This window comes from Flavobacterium kingsejongi (assembly GCF_003076475.1).
In the GTDB taxonomy this organism is placed as follows: domain Bacteria; phylum Bacteroidota; class Bacteroidia; order Flavobacteriales; family Flavobacteriaceae; genus Flavobacterium; species Flavobacterium kingsejongi.
The window spans coordinates 1,066,594-1,087,016 of the sequence record NZ_CP020919.1 but is presented as its reverse complement, the minus strand read 5'-3'; the positions used below and the strand labels follow the sequence as shown (position 1 = coordinate 1,087,016).

The window sequence follows — 20,423 nt, the reverse complement described above, 5'->3', positions numbered from 1 at the left end:
CTATTTAATAATTGTTATTGATCCTTTTTTGATTATAGTACCATTCTCCAGGATGGTATAATAATACACAGGTGTTTTCTTAGAAAGGTTTAAAGCATCAGTCGGCCAGTTGTTCTGGTAGTTCACGGTTTGGAATACTACTTTACCCTTGGAATCATAAATTACGATTTCAACATTCGGCCGATAGGCGTATTTTTCCGGGAGTGTCCACAAATCGTTACTACCATCAGCATTGGGAGTGACTACATTTGGAATCACCGTATAGTGATTTTCAAGCAAGGTAACGGTAATGGTCTTCACCACTTCACACCTTCCTGCACTGGCAGTAAGCACATAAGTCCCGGCTTGGGAAATTGTCAGCTGAGCAGTTGTAGACACTACTGTACCATTACTGGTCCATAGGTAAGCTGTTGCCCCACTGGCAGTAATCGTTTGTGTAGTGCCTTCTACAAGGCTGATCATCTCTGGAGCGTCTATAGTGACCAATGAAGGGTCGAAAGGCGTTATATCCAGTGTATTTGAGCTGATAGTACAGCCATTGTAACTTATTTCAAGGTAATAACTGCCCAATCCTGGTGCTGTTAGCGTTGGTTGTGTCCCTAAAATAGTAGTATTGCCTGTTTTAAACCAGGCATAGCTGTACCAGGGATGCGTTACAGAACTGGATAATAGGACTGTCGAATTGGGATCGCAATACGTATCTGTAGTACTGATTACAGCCTGTTCCGCAAGTTTTAATTTCAGTACGAATAAATTAGATTGTACTGCTGCAAAACCGGGAATTGTAACTTCCAGGTAATAATTGCCATTTTCCGCAGCAGTATTAATTGTAAGAGAGACACTGGTAGCACCTGTTACTGGCTGGGTATCTTTATACCATTGGTAGCCGTAATTATAGGTATTGTTCAAAAGATCAATCGTGCCTGTCCCAGTATTTGCTATGAATTGTGAAATATGCAGGGTAGCGGTTTCATTGACACATTCCTGATAGTTATTCGATCCGATAGCCACATCAAAACCTTGTGGATACACCAATGTTATTTCTGCTTCTTTGGTCAGGATGCACCCCTGTGTTTGGGTTACGATAACTTTATAAGTTCCAGGAGTTGTAGCCGCGATTGTGCTGTTTTGTTCTCCCGTGATAAGAATTCCATTTTGGTACCATTCATAGGTCGGTTGTTGGGCTGTAGTCGTCGTCGTAATCGTTATGACCTGATTCGGGAGGATGATGCTATTATCAACATTTTGGATGGCCAGATCAATTATAGCCGTTTGAACAGTGTAGGATAGCGAAGTGCTGGAGCAGTTTCCTTTTCGGATGGTAACACTATAATCTCCCACAGTCGTAGTGCTGTAAACCGGCTGATCTGCATCAGTAATCAGGATACCATTTTTATACCATTCATACGTAAAACTCAGGTCCTGTATGGAACTTTCCAATACAATACTGTCACCTGTTCCACACAAAATGCCTGTAGTAGTGATAACCGGAATGGTAGTAATAGCCAATTGTATAGTGAGTGTATTGGATAAGACTGGACTAAAGCCAGGAATTGTAATCTCTAACTGATAGCTGCCACTGTCTGCGGTACCAGTTAGGGCAAGTGTGGCTGCATTGGCGGTGAGTACCGGAGTATCGTCTTTATACCATTGAAAAGCATATTGATACGGATTCGAAATAAGGTCAATAACCCCCGATTGGGTAAGTGCATTAAATTGGTCCACGCTGAGTGTCATGTTTTCAGTACTGCATTCCTGATAAGCAGTTGTGGTGATACCCACTTCAAATCCTGTTGGATATACCAGGGTCACGATTTGACTTTCCCCATTCAGGATACACCCTTGATTTTGTGTTACCCTTACAGTGTACTCACCCGGTTGTGACACGGTGAGTGTACTGGCATTCTCTCCCGGTAGCAATACGCCAGCATTATACCAACTGTAAGTAGGTTGTAAAGCAGATGTGATGGCGGTAAGGGTTCGGGTTTGATTCGGAAGAATCACTAAATCTGTCAGTGGTTGGATTGCTGCGGTGATCGTTCCTGCCTGAAGTGTAATACTATTGGAAGTAGCGGTACAATTGCCATGCATGACAATCATCGTATACGTTCCGGAAGTCGTTGCAGTATAATTATTTTGATCAGCATCAGGTATTAGAATGCCATTTTTTTGCCATGAATATACATTTCCGAGAGCAGTACTATTGGATTGCAGCAGTACTGCATCTCCTTCTTCACACAACAGGTCCGTAGTACTAATGACCGGATTTTCAAGAGCCAGCTGCAGGGCAATCGTATTCGATACCACAGGACTAAAATCAGGGATTGTGATTTCCAGTTGGTAATTGCCACTGGCTGTATTTCCAACTAATGCGAGTGTTGTGGCATTGGCGTTGAGTATTGGGGTGCCATTTTTATACCATTGAAAAGTGTATTGGTAGGGATTTGTGATAAGATCAATAGTACCCGATTGTGTAAGTGCAGTAAACTGGCTTAAGCTTAGTGATGTATTTTCAGTGATGCATTCCTGATAGGCAGCTGTTGTTACCTCGGCTTCAAATCCTGTTGGGTAAACTAAGGTTATGATTTGACTTTCCCCGCTCAATGTACATCCTTGGTTTTGTGTGACCCTTACAGTATAATCACCCGGTTGTGACACTGTCAGGGTACTGTTGTTTTCACCGGGTAGCAATACACTCTCTTTATACCAACTGTAAGTCGGTTGCAGGGCAGAGGTGATTGCTGTTAGGATACGGGTCTGGTTCGGCAGGATCAACAGATCCGCTAAAGGCTGAATGGAGACACTAATAGCGCCTGACTGTAATTGGATAGTATTTGAAGTAGTGGTACAGTTACCATTCATAACAGTTAATATGTAGGTGCCGGAGGTCGTTGCAGTGTAATTATTTTGGTTTGCTGTGGCAATGGTGACTCCATTTTTTTGCCATGAATAAGTATACGTAGTACCGACAATATTGGATTGCAAAAGTACCGAATCACCTTCTTCACAGAGGACATCGGTAGTACTGATGACTGTATTTGGAATAGCAAGCTGTACGGTAATGGCATTAGTGCTTACCGGATCAAAATCAGGAATTGTCACAATAAGCGTATAAATCCCATTGGTTTCAGCACCGTTTAGGATCAGGGAAGCTGTGGTTGCATTGGTTACGGCAATCCCATTTTTATACCATTGAAAGTCATAATTGTAAGGGTTGGCACTAAGGTCGACTGGGCCATTTGCCGTTTCTGCTGTAAACTGGCTCATGCTTAAGGTTACATTTTCCGTTACGCATTCCTGGTAGGAGGGCGGTAACTGGATGCTCACCTCAAATACTGAAGGATAGGCAATAGTAACGCTACTTTCAGCAGTCAGTACACAATCCTCGTTTTGAGTGACAGCCACCCGATATACTCCAGGCTCGCTGATTTGGATGCTGGCATTCGTTTGTAATGGAATTACCTGCTCATTTCGGTACCAGATATAAGTGGGCTGTAAAGCATTAGTTGTTGTAGTCAGTGTTTTTTGTTGTCCCGGAAACAGCACATCTGTTGAAGGCCCATCGATGGTGGCTGTAATAGAAGCTGTGCTAAGGACTATAGGATTGGAAAGCACTGTGCAGGCACCACTTTGGATGCTAACAGTATATGTTCCGGAGGTTGTTGCAGTATAATTTTGCAATACAGCACCAGCTATCGTGATGCCATCTTTTTGCCATTTGTAGGTATAGGCCACATTAGCCACGCTACTGCTTAATACCACTGGATTTCCTTCAGTACACAAAGGGTCTGAGGCAGTCAGCACATTTGCTTCGGTTATTTTCAGGTCGATCGCTATGGTATTGGAAACAACAGGGGCGAATTCTGGAATACTGATTTGCAGGCTGTAATTGCCATTGGCTGTAGCGTCATTCAGGATTAGTGCAGGCGTTGTGGCACCATTGATAGCAGTAGTATTCTGGAACCACTGAAGGGCATAGCCATAATTGTTCTGTGTAATATCTACGGTTCCGTTAGCGGTTATGGCTTTAAGTTCCGTTAGGGAAAGAGTAGCGGAAGTACTGACACACGATTGATATGTGCCTGCACTTACAACGGCTTCAAATGATAGTGGATAGGCTAAGGTAACCGTCCTTTCGATTTGTGTAAGGCATCCCTGGTTTTGTGTAAGGATTACTTTATAGGTTCCGGCCTGGCCTGTGATTAGGGAAGGTGATGTTTCTCCGGTTAGGAGCTGACCATCTTTGTACCATTGGTAAGTAGGCTGTAGGGCATTGTCGGTTAGGATAATCGTTTTTTCTTCTCCGGGTATAATGGTGCTAACAGCTGGAAGATTGAGTGTAGCTGTTATGGGAGCAGTCGTAAGTAGTAGTGTATTCGATTGATAAAAGCAGGTTCCGGTGACCACTTTCAGGTAATAGTTGCCCGGTAGTGTTGCCGTGAAGAGATCGGTAGTAGCATTGGGCTGTAACACATCATTATGGTACCATTGGTAGGAATAACTCGGATTTTGTACCGAACTGACTAAGACTTTATCATCTCCATCACAAATTACATTGGAGTTATCATCCGTGGTTAGAGTTACCGTTAGTGACGGGCTTACTGCCACAGTTACTGCATTGGAATAGGCCTGGGAAGAAGGATTGCAATTTCCATAGTTTACCAGGGCATAATAGGATCCCGGCTGATTGACTACAATAGAAGAACCCGTCTGACCGGTTATTTCTCCAAAATTCCGCATCCATTTATACGTCAGGTTGGGATTGTTTATAGGCGCACTGGCATTGGCATCTATCGAAAGCGTATAATTTTCTCCGCCACAAAGGTTGATGTTGGGCTGGCTGTTATTGATGGAAAAACTCTGGTTGTAGGACATGTAATTCGCATAAAATAACAAGTTCGAGGCTGCACTGGTGATAGCAGGAGTAGTACTTCGGATGCGTATTTTATAAGTTCCTCCAATGAGGTTAGTCGGTAAGGAAAAAGAAGTTGGAACCGGGGAAGTATGCTGTGGAAGAGTCGCTACCACAGTAGATTGTGTAAAAGTGCCGCCGGGAGCAGACAGTTCTACAATAAACTGGTTACCCGTGCCAAAATTTCCAAGATAGGAAAAAGAAGCATTAAACTGATTGAATGCCGGAGAGGCACAGGCTTCAGTAAAGCCCAGGGTTGGAGCATTGATGAATTGTGAATAGAGTGGGGTGCTACAAACAAATACCAATGCAATAAAACACCAACTAATTGTCTTAGAAGGTAAAGTTATTTTCATAGTAGTTACGTATTACGAAACAATTAGTTACATAATATTTAATATGTAATGGGCCAGATATGGGGATAACTTGCTATTACTGTTTTTTAATTTTAGACCATCTTCAAAGTACTTAGTTTTTAATCTTTCAAAAGTAATATTTTTATTAACATTTCATTATGCTATTGGCTGTTTTTTCTTACGACATATTAACTATATCGTTTTCGTTAACTAAAAACGTTGTGCTTTTATATATTTATAGTCATTTTTATTTTCAAATCGTTAAAATTTTGAATTTATTTTTTGATTGTAATTCGAAGAAGTATAATAATTATTGCCCTTTTCAAGGATTACTTTGTTATTTTTGTAGCCTAATTTTATGTTTATGTCCACTGAAGAAAAATCATTGAATTTTATAGAGCAAATCATTGAGGAAGATATTAAAAATGGCCTTCCGCAGGATAAATTGCGTTTTCGTTTTCCACCAGAACCCAACGGGTATTTGCACATCGGGCATGCGAGTTCGATTGCATTAAATTTTGGTTTGGGGATTGATTACCAATCTCCCGTAAATCTGCGTTTTGACGACACGAATCCAGCCAAAGAAGAGCAGGAATTTGTGGATGCGATCAAACGTGATATCGAATGGCTTGGTTACCAGTGGGCAGAAGAACGTTATGCATCTGATTATTTCGATCAGTTGTACGACTGGGCCGTATTATTTATTAAAAATGGTAAGGCTTATGTTGACAGCCAGACTTCAGAAGAGATGGCTGCACAAAAAGGAACACCAACAGTAACCGGTACCGATAGTCCATTCAGGGAACGTTCCGTGGCAGAAAATCTTGACTTATTCGAAAGAATGAAGAATGGTGAATTTCCCGAAGGAACACATATTTTGCGTGCCAAAATCGATATGAAATCGACGAATATGCTCATGCGGGATCCGATCATGTATCGCATTCTACATAAGCCGCACCACCGAACCGGAACCGATTGGAAAATTTACCCAATGTACGATTGGGCTCATGGGGAAAGCGATTACCTCGAGCAAATTTCACATTCCTTCTGCACACTGGAATTTTTACCACACCGTGAATTATACGATTGGTTTTTGGATCAAATTTGTGGGGCAGATAAAGTACGTCCAAAACAAAGGGAATTTGCCAGGAGGAATCTGTCACACACCGTAGTAAGCAAAAGAAAATTACTGCAATTGGTGAATGAAAAACATGTGAATGGTTGGGATGATCCAAGGATGTCTACAATTTCGGGAATGAGAAGAAGAGGGTATACATCTGCTGCTATCCGTAATTTCACCAATACAACGGGGATAGCAAAACGGGATAACCTTATCGATGTCAGTGTTTTGGAATTTTGTGTTCGTGAAGACCTGAATAAAATTGCACCAAGGGTTATGGCTGTTTTAGATCCGGTAAAATTGATTATTGATAATTATCCGGCAGATAAGACTGAATGGCTTGAAGCGGAAAATAATCAGGAAGATGACACTGCCGGTTTTAGAAAAGTTCCTTTTTCGAAAGTATTATATATCGAAAGGGAAGATTTCCTGGAAGAAGCCAGCAGCAAATTTTTCCGTTTGACTTTAGGAAAAGAAGTACGCCTTAAAAATGCTTACATCATTAAAGGTGAGTCAGTTGTAAAAGATGAAAATGGAACAATTACTGAAATTCATGTTACCTACGATATCGATAGTTTGAGTGGCAGCGGTACAGAAGCCAGTCAGCGAAAAGTATCAGGAACCTTGCATTGGGTAGCTGTGGATCATGCTATTGAAGCTGAAATCAGGCTGTACGATCGCTTGTTTAGTGATGAATCACCAGACACCCACAAAGGAAAAGACTTTTTAGAATTTGTTAATCCAAACTCTCTAAAAATATCCAAAGGGTATCTTGAGCCAAGCTTGAAAGATGTGAAACCGGGAGATAAATTCCAATTTCAAAGATTGGGCTATTTTACTGTGGATAAGGATAGTACAGAAAATAATATTGTTTTTAACAGGACTGTTGGATTGAAGGATACCTGGGAAGAAAAAGGTAAAAAAGAAGAGAATAGCATTAATAATGGGCTTAAAGAAATCAATAAATATTTTAAAGTAGCTACTGCGGAAGAGCGATTTGTTATCGAATCGGCCATTGGTGAAACTTTAAAAACAGTTTCAAATTTCAGTTTGTTGCAAAATACTTTGAAAAAGAATGTCAACAATACGAAGAGTTCATTGCTGTTTTCAAATTTACTTTTGAAATATAATACTGCGCTTAAAACAACTGACGTTGATTTAGAATTGCTACATAAATTATATACAATGTCTTTAAAAAGTGAATCTCCATATGTACGCTATGAGGTGTTGCAAAATTTAAAAAGAGATAGCGCAAATTTGAACGAATTTAAATCACAACTTTCCGATTTGAAAAATTCTGAAAAGAATGACCAGGTTTTGGCCACAGTTTCAGAAATGGTCTAAATGAATATCATATAAGTTTTATATATTGAAAGCCTCTTTTTAAGAGGCTTTTTTTATTATAGCTATTATCTATTTATTATAGTATTTTATTTAAATAATTTATTGAAAATAACCTTCATAAATTGACTATAATCCATTTTTAAAAAACGGTAAGGTATTTGGACGTTTTTAAAAAATTAGGCTCATTATCGCCTTTATTTTAATTTTTATATAAAAATTTTTTAAAAATGGGTATATAAATTGATTCATAAATATTTGCAATACAAAATTAAATAACTATAGTTTTTATTGGTTAAAAATGACCTCTATAAATGCATTGTAATCCTATAAAAAAAAATGGCAAGGTATTTCCATAGTATTTATTATTTAATAAGAATAAAGCGCTTAAAATAATTTTGGCATGAAAAAGCAAACTTAAATCTGTAATTATAAATTTACCTTATTGAATTTTAAAAACAATAATGAAAAGCTATTAAAATAGATCGCTATAAATTACCGCTAATGGATTATTTTATAAAATCCATATTGGTAGCCATTATCTTGTTATTTCTCTTTTAGTGCTCTTTATTTTAATTTTTTGTTTTCGATTACACATTGTTAAAGGTTTAAATATCGATTTTGATACTAATTGAAGATTTCTAATTGGTAATTTTATTTTGCTTCAATTCTTATTCTGTAATAGTATACAATCCGGTCACTCCGGTCACTCCGGTCACTTTAAAAATCGATAGCGAGAGACATAGAATGAGTAAGAGTAGAACGTATGGGTTTAATTTAGTTATTTTAGTTTAACGAGTTATTAACAGCAATATGTTAAGATTAAATGTATCTTTAAAATAATAAACCCAATATTAACTTTTAAAATTACCAATTATGTCAAATAACGCAGGAAAAGCTATCGGAGCAATTTTAGTAGGTGCAGCCATCGGTGCTGGAATAGGAGTTTTATTTGCTCCTGATAAAGGTTCAAAAACAAGAGGAAAAATTAAAGACGGTTATGATAAATCGAAAGACGAACTAAAAGATAAATTCAATAGTTTGGCTGACACTTTAAAAATGAAAGCTCAAAAAACGAAATTAGATTTAGAAGCTACCTTCGATGATTTAGTTGCTAATGTTGATGATAAAACTGAAGATGTTATTGCTACATTGGAGAATAAATTGGCAGACTTGAAAAAAGCAGCCGCAGCAGCAAAGAAATAATATTAAATCAGGCTTATGGGATTTGAAAAAATAAAAGAAAGTGCAGGGGATTTGCATGAACAGGCAAAGGAGTTTATCGATGTAAATGTCGAATATTATAAACTCTGGAGTTTTAAAATCCTGATGAAGTCAACGACAATGATGCTTAAAATGTTTTTGTTAGGCATTATGCTGTTGATTGTTACCATATTTTTTTCAATTGCATTAGCTTTAGCTATAGGGTATGCATTGGATAACTTTGCCTGGGGATTTTTTATCGTAGGAGCAATTTATCTTATCGTTTCTATTGTAATATATAAAGTTCAGGACAAGATTGTTGAAGGTCCGATTTTAGAAAAATTTTCAAAAATATTTTTAAAAAAGTACTAAATGATGGAAAGTAAGACATATAGAACATACGATGAAATCAACAGGGATTTGGAAATTCTTAAAATGGAAAAGGATCTCGCATACCATAAGCTCGTTAGAAGCTTTGACGATACCAAAGATAATTTAGCCCCAATGAATATGATTGGGAGTGTCCCTAAAGCTGCTATCCGGCTTTTAGGCATTATTCCAGGACCCGTCAAAAGTATGGGCTTAACCTATTTGCTCAAAAAGATATTTAAATAAAAAAGAGGCTCTATATGAGCCTCTTTTTTTGGTATTAAATGATATCCGGATCATCTGTAGGTTCCGTATACGGATTGTCAGATGGCTTGATAAAATCATTTCTATTTTCTCTTGGCGGATTCTTTTTTGCGCCTCTCTTCATGGCTTCACCCACTTGGTTCGATGCTGTGAACGATGCAACCATATTATTTAGCATGTCACTGCCAGCCTGAGGGGAGTTAGGGAGCAAAATCAAATTGGAATTACTATCTGCACCAATTGCCTGTAGAGTATCATAATGTTGGGTTACTACAATCAATGCAGAAGCTTCCTGTGAGTTAATCCCCACTTTATTCAATACATCAACACTTTCCACCAAACCTCTTGCAATTTCTCTTCTTTGGTCAGCAATACCCTGTCCCTGAAGTCTTTTGCTTTCTGCTTCTGCTTTTGCTTTAGCAACAATACGAATCCTTCCAGCTTCTGCTTCATATTCTGCAGCGGATTTCTCACGGTCGGCAGCATTAATACGGTTCATCGCATTTTTAACCTGGATATCCGGATCAATGTCGGTAATTAATGTGTTGATAATGTCATATCCATAGGTAGTCATCGCTTCATTAAGTTCTCTTTTTACCGCAATAGCAATATCATCTTTACGTTCAAAAACGTCATCCAGCTTTAATTTTGGTACTTCGGCACGAACTACGTCAAATACATACGAAGTAATTTGGTCGTGTGGATATTCCAGTTTATAAAAAGCTTCATATACTTTGTCCTGTATTACTTTGAACTGTACCGATACTTTCATCTTAACGAACACATTTTCTTTCGTTTTTGTTTCAATGATTACATCAAGCTGTTGGATCTTTAGATTGATCTTTCCTGCGATCTTATCGACTATCGGAATTTTAAGTTGTAAACCGGAGTTACGGATACTAAGAAATCTTCCAAAGCGTTCTACTACAACAGCGGTTTGCTGCTTTACAGTAAAGAAAGAGGACAGGAAGATAAATAGCCCTACAATGAATAATAAAATTAATGGAATGTTTGGTGTCATAATTTTGTTTTTATGAATTGTTTAATTTGGTCAATATACGTAATTTATTGTTATAAAAAAACCTTCCTGTTCGGGAAGGTTATTATTTAATCAGAGATGAATGATTTATAATGCGGCGATAGCACTTTCAATACGTTGTATGGTTTCTTCTTTTCCAATCACGGCCATGATATCAAACAAATGAGGGCCTTTTAAAGAGCCTACGAGGCTCAAACGCAACGGCTGCATGATCTTGCCCATTCCAATCTCATTTTCGCTCATCCAGGCTTTAATTGTTGTTTCTAAAGGAACAGCTGTAAAGTCAAGTGTATTTTCGAGGACTCCAATCAGGCGCTGCATTAATTCAGCAGTTTCTGGTTTCCAGTTTTTGATCGCTTTTTCATCATAACTTGTAGGTGCTACAAAGAAAAAATCAGATAGTTCCCATAATTCCTGTACAAATGTGGCACGTTCCTTTACAAGGCCAACAATCTCAGTAATAACTTCAATAGGCCTGTTTATTCCTTTTTGCAATAGTATATGATTCAGGTTTTTCGCTAAAAGGGCATTGTCTTCGCGTTGGAAATACTGGTGGTTGAACCATTTGTTTTTTTCAGGGTCAAATTTTGCCCCGGCTTTATGAACGCGATCCAGGTCAAAAAAGTGAACAAGTTCATCGAGAGTAAATAATTCCTGGTCATTACCGGAACTCCAACCCAATAAAGCCAAAAAGTTAATAACCGCTTCTGGAAGAAATCCTTTTTCACGATAGCCTGAGGCAACTTCTCCGCTGTTCGGATCTTTCCATTCCAATGGGAATACGGGGAAACCAAGCTTGTCGCCATCCCTTTTGGAAAGTTTTCCATTTCCAACCGGTTTTAAAATCAGTGGCAGGTGGGCAAATTCCGGAGCTTCCCATTCAAAGGCACGGTACAGTAAAACATGTAGGGGCATAGAAGGAAGCCATTCTTCACCACGGATAACATGTGAGGTTTCCATCAGGTGGTCATCCACGATATTTGCCAAATGATACGTCGGCATGCCATCGCTTTTAAAAAGTACTTTATCGTCCAGCAAATTGGTATCGAACTTTACATCACCACGGATAATGTCTTTAAGGTGCAGGATTTCGTCTACTGGTGTTTTAAAACGAATTACAAATTCTTCGCCTGCAGCGATTCTTTTAGCCGTTTCTTCCTGACTTATTGAAAGCGAAGTATCCAGCTTTTCTCTGTTATGATGGTTATAGATAAAAGTTTTTCCTTGTTCTTCTTCATTTTTTCGCAACTGATCCAAATCAGCTGCTGTGTCAAAAGCATAATAAGCCCAGCCGGTTGCAATCAGTTGATCGGCATATTGTTTGTAAAGCTCTTTTCGTTCACTCTGGCGGTAAGGGCCAAATTTTTCGTTTTTACCAATTGTTTCATCCGGAGCAATGCCTAACCATTCCAGGGATTCCAGGATATAGTTTTCCGCACCCGGAACAAAACGATTTTGATCGGTGTCTTCAATTCTCAGATAGAATACACCACCATGTTTTTTGGCAAACAGATAGTTGAATAATGCGGTCCTTACGCCACCAATATGTAAAGGACCTGTAGGGCTGGGTGCAAAACGCACGCGAACTTGCTTCGACATTTCTTGATAATTTATCCAACAAAGATACTAATTTCAAAATTTCATCACCTACAATCTTCTGCCCGTATGCTAAAATTCGCTGCTTTAAGTGCTTAACATCTGGATTTCGGATGATTTTAATTAATCAGATAAAATCGTACATTTATCGGTTATAAACAATTGAGCAATTTTGGAAGCAGAAAATATCATTTTTAAAAAGCTGGAAGCTTTTATTAGGAAGTTTTATTCCAACGAATTACTGAAAGGTCTTATTTTTTTCATTGGTCTCGGAGTATTGTATTTTATTATCACTTTGCTGGTAGAATACTTTCTGTGGTTACCATCGATCGGACGTACAGTATTGTTTTGGGTATTTATCGCAGTTGAACTTGTACTGCTGGCACGAGTCATATTGTTTCCTGTTTTTAAATTGTTCCGGCTCCAAAAGGGGATTGATTATGATACCGCTTCCCGGATTATTGGAAATCACTTTCCGGAAATTAATGACCGTCTTACTAACTTCCTGCAGCTTTCAAGGCATGATGAGAAGTCGGAACTTTTAGTTGCTTCCATAGTACAAAAAGCAAATAACCTAAAACCCATCCCTTTTGTAAATGCAGTAAGCTTTAAGCAGAATCGGAAGTACCTGCCTTGGGCGAGTATTCCGCTATTGCTGTTGTTGTTTTTTATGGTATCGGGCAATAGTGGCATAATTACCAACAGCCTTGATCGGGTGGTACATTATCAGAATCGCTATACGCCACCAGCTCCTTTTCAGTTTGTAATCTTAAACCGGGATTTGAAAACAGAGCAAGGGGAGGATTTTGTATTACAGCTTAAAGCGACGGGCAGTGTTATCCCGGAGAATGCGATGATTTATATTCATAATGAAAGTTATTTTCTGGAGAATGTAAAACCCGGTGTTTTTCAATATCGTTTTACAAAACCAGTTGCTAACATAATGTTCCACGTGGAGGCAAATACAGTAGCATCCCCGGATTATGAGCTTAAAGTTATTGCGGTTCCTACAATTGCCAATTTTGAAATGCTGCTTCGGTATCCCGCATATCTGAATAAGAAACCAGAAGTTGTGAAAGGAACAGGGAACGCAATTGTTCCCGAGGGTACTGCGATTACCTGGAAGTTAGCGACACAAACCACAAAAGAGGTGGAATGGACTGATTTTCAGCACAGCAGCCAGTTTTTACATGAGGGTAATACCTTTACATTGACCAAAAATATTACTCAAAATACAGAATATCAAATCCTTACCTCCAATTCTAACGTGAAACATCATGAAAAACTGAATTACCAGGTAGGAGTTATCAAAGATCAGTATCCTACAATCACAATCAATGCTATTCCTGATTCTATTAAAGCAGGAAAGAGCCTGGTCGTAGGTCAGGTATCCGATGATTATGGACTTTCTAAATTACAGATTGTATTCTATCCTATAGATCAGCCGAAACAAATACGAAAGGCAAATCTTGCGATTAAAAATGAAGCATTCGATCAGTTTGTATTTACATTACCCGGGAATTTAAAGATAGATGATGGAATAGTATATGAATATTATTTTGAGGTATTCGATAATGACGCGCTTCATAATTTCAAAAGTACAAAATCCACTGTTTTTGGACATCGCGAATTAACTCATGAAGAGAATGAAGACAAAGTATTGCAGGAGCAAAATAGCAATATTAATAGCCTCGAAAAGTCTTTAAAAAATCAGGATAAGCAGATGAATGAATTGGACAAGCTGCAAAAAATGAATAAGGAAAAGAATAGCCTTGAGTTTAAAGACCAACAAAAAATACAGGAATTTTTGAAACGCCAGAAACAACAGGAAGAGATGATGAAGGAGTTTTCAAAGAAACTGGAATATAATCTGGACAAGTTCAAAACCGATAAAAAAGAGGAACAAAAGGAAGCGCTAAAGGAGCGTCTTAAAAATGCAGATAAGGAAATCGAGAAAAACCAAAAGTTATTAGACGAGCTAAAGGAACTTACTAACAAAATTAATCAGGAAGAACTGTTTGAGAAAATTGATAAATTCAAACAGGCATCGAAAGATCAAAATAAAAACCTGGAGCAATTAGTGGAGCTGACGAAACGTTTTTATGTAGAAAAAAAGGCGGAACAGTTAGCAGACAAGTTGAATAAATTAGCGGAAAAAGAAAATAAACTTGCCGATGAAAATAAGAAAGAAAATGCAGTTAAAGAACAGCAGGATCTGAATAAGGAATTTGATAAAATTAAAGAAGATCTTAAAAATCTGGACAAGGAGAATAACGACCTTAAAACGCCAATGGATATTCCGTCGGATGAGAAAGAGGAGAAGAGCATCAGTGAAGACATGCAAAAATCTGTAGATGAATTGCAGAAAAAAGATTCAGGTAAAGCCAAAGCAAAACAAAAAAGTGCTGCCGATAAGATGAAGAAAATGGGCGGTAAAATGATGGAAGCAATGGCAATGGAAGGAGCAGAGCAATTAGAAGAAGATGTAAAAATGTTGCGTCAGATTTTAGATAACCTTTTAGCATTTTCATTTTCTCAGGAGGATCTGATGGGTAGATTTAAGAATGCTAAAAGAGGTGCCCCTTCGTACAATAAGAACCTGAAATTGCAGCAGGATTTAAAACTACAATTCAGGCACGTGGACGATAGCTTGTTTGCGATGTCACTGCGTAATCCTAAAATTGATGAGATCATCACTTCTGAAGTAGGTAATGTACATTACAATTTAGATAAGTCAATTGAAACCTTAGCGGATTCACAGATTCCAAAAGGAGTATCGCACCAGCAATACACCATTACAGCTGCAAATAAATTGGCCGACTTTTTGAGTGAAGTCTTGAATCAAATGCAAAATCAAATGCAGATGCAGGGTGTGGGTAAGGGCAAACCTAAGCCTGGACAAGGTCAGGGAATGCAATTACCGGATATCATTAAGAAGCAGGGCGAGCTTGGAGAGAAAATGAAGAAGGGAATGAAAGGCGAAAAAGAGGGAGAAGGTAAGGAAGGAAAAGAAGGTAAAAATGGTGAGCCTGGTAATAAAGGTAAAGGTGAAAAAGGCAACAAAGGCGAAAATGGATCCGATGGTGAAGGAGAAGCTAATGATGTTTTTGAGATCTATAAAGAGCAACAGCGACTGAAAGAAGCATTACAGAAAACACTACAAAAAGAAGGAATGAGTGGTAGTGGGCAGAATGCTTTAAACAAGATGAAAGAGATTGAGAAGGAACTTTTGAATAAAGGATTTAAAAATGAGACGCTGCAAAAGATGCTTAACCTGAATCATGAATTGTTGAAACTGGACAATGCGATACAACAACAAGGCGAAGAGAATAAGAGGCAGTCTCAAACGAATAAAAAAGATTTTAATAATCAAGCTGTGCCGTTGAGTCCTGCGTTACAAGATTATTTGAATAGTATAGAAATTTTAAATAGACAAAGCTTACCTTTGCGCCCAAATTATAACAAAAAAGTACAACTGTATTTCAAGAAAAATGATTAATTTCAATTACGAAACCGACTTTGAACTGGACAACGAACCTGCTTATGAGCAATGGCTGTCCGCTGTGATTCTTTCTGAAAACAAGAAAGAAGGAGAAATCAATTACATCTTCTGTTATGATGAATACCTCCATAAAATTAATCTGGAATACCTGAATCATGATACCCTCACTGATATTATAAGTTTTGATTACTCTGTAGGGAACGAATTGAATGGGGACATCTTTGTTTCTGTTGAAAGAGTGCGTGACAATGCGGTAGATTTCAAAACAGTATTTGAGGAGGAGTTGAGAAGAGTATTAGCGCATGGCATATTACACTACAGCGGCTATAAGGATAAGAGTGATGCTGACGCAGCATTAATGCGAAGCAAAGAAGATGAAAAAATAGCCATGTTCCACGTGGAACATTAAACAGCTAAAATATTTTTATCTGCGTTATCGGATAAAAAATGTAGAGTAAAAAATCAGTTGTTCCACGTGGAACAACGAAGCAAAACAAGCCCATATCGGGTTTGGGAAAACCTAAATCAAAAAGAAAATGTTTCAAGAGATATATGATGTGATTGTGGTCGGAGCGGGTCATGCTGGTTCTGAGGCCGCGGCAGCGGCCGCTAATATGGGGTCGAAAACCTTATTGGTTACCATGAGCCTGCAGAACATCGCACAAATGTCCTGCAATCCTGCCATGGGCGGAATTGCCAAAGGACAGATCGTTCGCGAGATCGATGCTTTGGGTGGCTATTCGGGGATTGTTTCTGACAAGACGGCAATCCAGTTCAAGATGCTGAACAAATCCAAAGGTCCGGCCATGTGGTCGCCAAGAGTACAAAGCGACAGAATGCGTTTTGCAGAGGAGTGGCGATTGATGCTGGAAGCAACACCCAATCTTGATTTCTATCAGGAAATGGTTAAGGGATTGATTATTGAAGATGGAAAGATAAAAGGAATCAAAACCTCCCTGGGACTTGAGATTCGATCGAAATCAGTGATACTCACCAATGGGACTTTCCTGAATGGATTGATCCATATTGGGGAGAAACAATTTGGCGGCGGTAGAGCAGGGGAAAGTGCCGCATACGGCATTACCGAGGATTTGGTGAATGCAGGATTTGAAGCCGGAAGAATGAAGACAGGAACTCCTCCAAGAGTCGATGGGCGTTCTCTGGATTACTCCAAAATGAGGGAAGAGCCTGGTGATGCAAAGCCGGATAAATTTTCTTATTCTGATGAGACACACGCATTGAAAATTCAGAAATCGTGCCACATGACGTACACCTCTTTAGAGGTGCACGATATATTGAGAGAAGGTTTCGACCGTTCTCCGATGTTCAACGGGAGGATAAAAAGTCTGGGTCCGCGCTATTGCCCCTCTATCGAAGACAAGATCAATCGATTTGCAGACAAAGACCGACACCAGCTTTTTGTAGAACCGGAAGGGTGGAATACCGTTGAAGTGTATGTAAACGGATTCTCTACTTCTTTGCCTGAAGATGTTCAATTCAAAGCACTGCGTTCTGTTGTAGGTTTTGAAAAAGTAAAATTTTTCCGCCCGGGTTATGCGATCGAATATGATTATTTTCCGCCTACGCAATTGAAGCACACTCTTGAAACTAAATTGGTAGAAGGATTGTATTTTGCAGGACAAATCAATGGTACTACCGGATATGAAGAAGCTGCTTCGCAAGGACTGATGGCCGGAATAAATGCACATCTCAAAGTACACGAAAAAGATCCATTCATTCTGAAAAGAGATGAAGCTTATATCGGAGTGCTGATCGATGATTTGATTACCAAAGGGACAGAAGAGCCCTATCGTATGTTTACGTCAAGAGCGGAATACAGAACGTTGCTGCGTCAGGATAATGCCGATTTTAGACTCACGCCGATGTCGCACGAAATTGGTTTTGCTTCAGAGAAACGATTGAGACGAATGGAGAAAAAACTAAAAGAATCAGAAGCCATGGTGAACTTTTTCAAAGAGACCAGTGTGACGCAAGTAGAAGCTAACCCAATACTGTTAGAAAAAGAAACTGCTCCAATGCTACAGTCGGATAAAATGTTTAAGATTTTTTCCCGACCACAAATAAACTTAGATGATATCCTGAAGTTTGAAAAAGTAAAAGAATATATTGCTACGCACGATGTTGATCAGGAAATTTTAGAGCAAGCAGAAATTCAGGTGAAATATTCGGGTTATATCGAGAAAGAACGAAATAATGCAGATAAGCTTACCCGTTTGGAAGATGTAAAGATTCCTGAAAACTTCGATTACACTAAAATTAAATCAATGTCTATTGAAGCAAAGCAAAAACTAAGCAAGATCCGTCCTGTGACCATTTCTCAGGCATCCCGTATTAGTGGCGTAGCACCAAGTGATATTTCTGTATTGCTAATTTATATGGGTCGCTAAGTAAAATAAATTATTGTACAATGTTTCACGTGAAACAAACTCTGTGAACTACTATGAATAAAGGGATGCTTTCCGTTTTAGTTTTATTTTTTATGCTCACTTCCTGTGTGAGTACGCGAAATGTGATTCAAATCGACGATTATATTTTAGTAACAACCAATGGAAAGGACGTATATGAAACAAAAAATATTACAGCCTTTGTTTTTGAAAATAACCTCAGGAATTTACCGTTCGATCAATTTGTAACTAATAAATTCAGTCTGGCAGGATATCATACTCGTGAATTTTGGGTTACGATCGATTCCAACCGGTATAAGATTATTATGTACGACAATGCAGAATTAGAAAAATATATTGATATTTCTAAATTCATGGTGAGTACGGAGGAAACACAAGACATGAAAATAGGATCACAGGGAAAATTTGTTGCCATATCAATGCTTAATGCTTCCAATGAAGATTGCCTGGCAGAAGGTTCATTATATGAAAATATCGCTATAAAATTCCTGAAAAATTTAAAAGACGAATATCTCAGGTATAAGTAATGCCTGTATACTATTAATTAATACTTTTGCACCGCTGTGGACGCTACAAGCTTAAAACCCTATCTGTCTGTGACAGATTTTTCTGTTTCGAAAGAACAATTTGAATTATACCATAATGAAACGCTTGATATGCTCATTACGACCCCGCAACCAATGGGTGCTGAGTTGGCAAAGTATTATGAAAGCGAGGATTATATTTCCCATACAGATGGTAAACGTTCTTTTTTTGAGAAAATTTACCATTTTATTAAAAATATAGCCTTAAAAAACAAACGTACGCTTATTAATAGCTATCATACAGAGAAAGGGCGTATATTGGATATAGGAGCAGGAACCGGTGATTTTTTAAGCTATATGCTAAAAGATGGCTGGGATGCCGTGGGAATAGAGCCTAATGAAAAAGCTAAAAATAGTGCCGTCCAAAAAGGCGTTTCTTTTGTATCCGATTTGAGCGAACTGGAAGATGATTCTTTTGATGTCATTACAATGTGGCACGTTTTAGAACATGTGCCGAATCCGGACAATCAGATTATAGAATTAAAAAGATTGCTTAAAAAAGGAGGATCGCTGTTTGTGGCTGTACCAAATTTTAATTCTTATGACGCAAAGCATTATGGAAAATATTGGGCAGCTTTTGATGTGCCGAGACATTTATGGCATTTTTCAAAAACAGCCATCCGGAAATTGTTTGCATTGCAACATATGGAAGTTATTAAAATCCTTCCGATGAAATTTGATGCATATTACGTTAGTTTATTATCGGAAAAATATAAAAATGGGAAGATGAATTTTTTTCAGGCTTTTATTACAGGCTGGAGATCCAATCGTAAGGCAAAAGAGCATCTGGAGTATTCATCCCATATTTATATAATTAAAAACGAATAAAAATAAAATACAGCCGTTTTAAGCAACTTTTTGGCGACACAATGTGTATTTTGCTGTCTAAAATCAGAAAATTAAGCAGGAGGCTTTATAATAACTCTATTTTTATAGGCTTTTGCTATGGGTTTTTAATAATTATAAAAAATACTTATAATAGATAAAAACTGTTTAATTCCTGTTTTCTATTGCCAAAAATGACATTTAACAACTTTATGAGTTTGAAACTTTTTTTTATACATTTACAAAAATTAAATCAGAAACCGTTAGAATGAAAAAAACAATTTTATTTATTGCACTTGCATTGACAATTATTTCTTGTGATAAGAAAACAGAAGTTAGTGGTGAAGAAAAAACTGCTTATATCGATACATCTAAATTATTAGATGAATACACACAGGCAAAAGACATTGAAGCAAAATATAAGGCGAAATCAGAACAGATGGGTAAAGAACTTGATTTAGAAATCAAGAATTTCCAGTCAGATGCTGCTAATTTCCAAAGAAATGCACAAGCAAACGGACAAGCTTGGGCGCAACAAAATGGTGCTGCTCTGCAAAAAAGAGAGCAGGAACTTACCTACAAGCAACAAGCGATGATGCAACAATTGCAACGTGAAAGTGGAGCAGAAATGGATACACTGGTAAAATCAGTAAAATTGTACATCAAGGAATATGGCAAACAAAAAGGATATGGTTACATCTACGGTACAGGAGAATCAGCAACGATCCTTTATGCTAAAGACAAATATGATATTACTGAAGAAGTCGTAACAGCGATCAACGAGAAGTTTAAGAAAGATGGGCGTTTAGTTGCTCCGGAAGCCTTAAAAACAGATGATAAGAAAGAAGAAAAAAAATAATTTCTGCGCTGAAAACATAAAAAATGC

Annotated in this window: 13 protein-coding genes; 10 read left to right on the top strand and 3 right to left on the bottom strand. The window is 38.0% G+C overall.

Features of this window, described 5'->3' with window-relative positions:
* Complete coding sequence (locus FK004_RS04470) at positions 1-5,268, bottom strand: T9SS type B sorting domain-containing protein (protein WP_108736181.1); 5,268 nt, start codon at positions 5,266-5,268, stop codon at positions 1-3.
* A gap of 364 nt (positions 5,269-5,632) precedes the next feature.
* On the opposite strand from FK004_RS04470, the gene FK004_RS04465 reads away from it, so the two are divergent.
* The 4 genes from FK004_RS04465 (at position 5,633) to FK004_RS04450 (ending at position 9,547) form a co-directional block, all read left to right on the top strand.
* A complete protein-coding gene (locus tag FK004_RS04465; RefSeq protein ID WP_108736180.1) occupies positions 5,633-7,732 on the top strand; it encodes a glutamine--tRNA ligase/YqeY domain fusion protein in 2,100 nt (699 codons plus the stop codon).
* Between the two features lie 873 nt (positions 7,733-8,605).
* Positions 8,606-8,935, top strand: a complete 330-nt coding sequence (locus tag FK004_RS04460) for a YtxH domain-containing protein (RefSeq protein ID WP_108736179.1) — start codon at positions 8,606-8,608, stop codon at positions 8,933-8,935.
* Positions 8,936-8,950: 15 nt separating this feature from the next.
* The gene (locus tag FK004_RS04455) at positions 8,951-9,304 is read left to right on the top strand and encodes a competence protein (RefSeq protein WP_108736178.1); all 354 of its coding nucleotides are present in this window, start codon (positions 8,951-8,953) and stop codon (positions 9,302-9,304) included.
* Positions 9,305-9,547: a DUF6327 family protein gene (locus FK004_RS04450; RefSeq protein ID WP_108736177.1), complete on the top strand. Its 243-nt coding sequence runs from the start codon at positions 9,305-9,307 to the stop codon at positions 9,545-9,547.
* A gap of 34 nt (positions 9,548-9,581) precedes the next feature.
* On the opposite strand, the gene FK004_RS04445 is transcribed toward FK004_RS04450, so the two are convergent.
* The gene (locus tag FK004_RS04445; protein WP_108736176.1) at positions 9,582-10,586 is read right to left on the bottom strand and encodes an SPFH domain-containing protein; all 1,005 of its coding nucleotides are present in this window, start codon (positions 10,584-10,586) and stop codon (positions 9,582-9,584) included.
* 105 nt (positions 10,587-10,691) lie between these two features.
* Positions 10,692-12,203, bottom strand: coding sequence for a glutamate--tRNA ligase (gene gltX / locus FK004_RS04440; RefSeq protein WP_108736175.1), 1,512 nt, complete (start codon positions 12,201-12,203; stop codon positions 10,692-10,694).
* 169 nt (positions 12,204-12,372) lie between these two features.
* Between gltX and FK004_RS04435 the strand changes: the two genes are divergently transcribed.
* The 6 genes from FK004_RS04435 to FK004_RS04410 all read left to right on the top strand — a co-directional run bounded on the left by FK004_RS04435 (position 12,373) and on the right by FK004_RS04410 (position 20,396).
* Entirely contained in the window at positions 12,373-15,699 is a 3,327-nt protein-coding gene (locus FK004_RS04435; protein ID WP_108736174.1) for a DUF4175 family protein, read from the top strand.
* Positions 15,692-16,111, top strand: a complete 420-nt coding sequence (gene ybeY / locus FK004_RS04430; RefSeq protein WP_108736173.1) for an rRNA maturation RNase YbeY — start codon at positions 15,692-15,694, stop codon at positions 16,109-16,111. Before FK004_RS04435 ends, ybeY begins: the two co-directional genes overlap by 8 nt.
* A gap of 127 nt (positions 16,112-16,238) precedes the next feature.
* Positions 16,239-18,110 carry a tRNA uridine-5-carboxymethylaminomethyl(34) synthesis enzyme MnmG gene (mnmG, locus tag FK004_RS04425; protein WP_108736172.1) on the top strand — a complete coding sequence of 624 codons (1,872 nt, stop codon included), beginning with the start codon at positions 16,239-16,241 and terminating at the stop codon, positions 18,108-18,110.
* A 92-nt stretch (positions 18,111-18,202) separates the two neighbouring features.
* Complete coding sequence (locus tag FK004_RS04420; protein WP_157956029.1) at positions 18,203-18,655, top strand: hypothetical protein; 453 nt, start codon at positions 18,203-18,205, stop codon at positions 18,653-18,655.
* 69 nt (positions 18,656-18,724) lie between these two features.
* The gene (locus tag FK004_RS04415) at positions 18,725-19,540 is read left to right on the top strand and encodes a class I SAM-dependent methyltransferase (RefSeq protein WP_420358887.1); all 816 of its coding nucleotides are present in this window, start codon (positions 18,725-18,727) and stop codon (positions 19,538-19,540) included.
* A 265-nt stretch (positions 19,541-19,805) separates the two neighbouring features.
* Positions 19,806-20,396, top strand: coding sequence for an OmpH/Skp family outer membrane protein (locus tag FK004_RS04410; RefSeq protein ID WP_108736169.1), 591 nt, complete (start codon positions 19,806-19,808; stop codon positions 20,394-20,396).
* Positions 20,397-20,423: the final 27 nt, after the last annotated feature.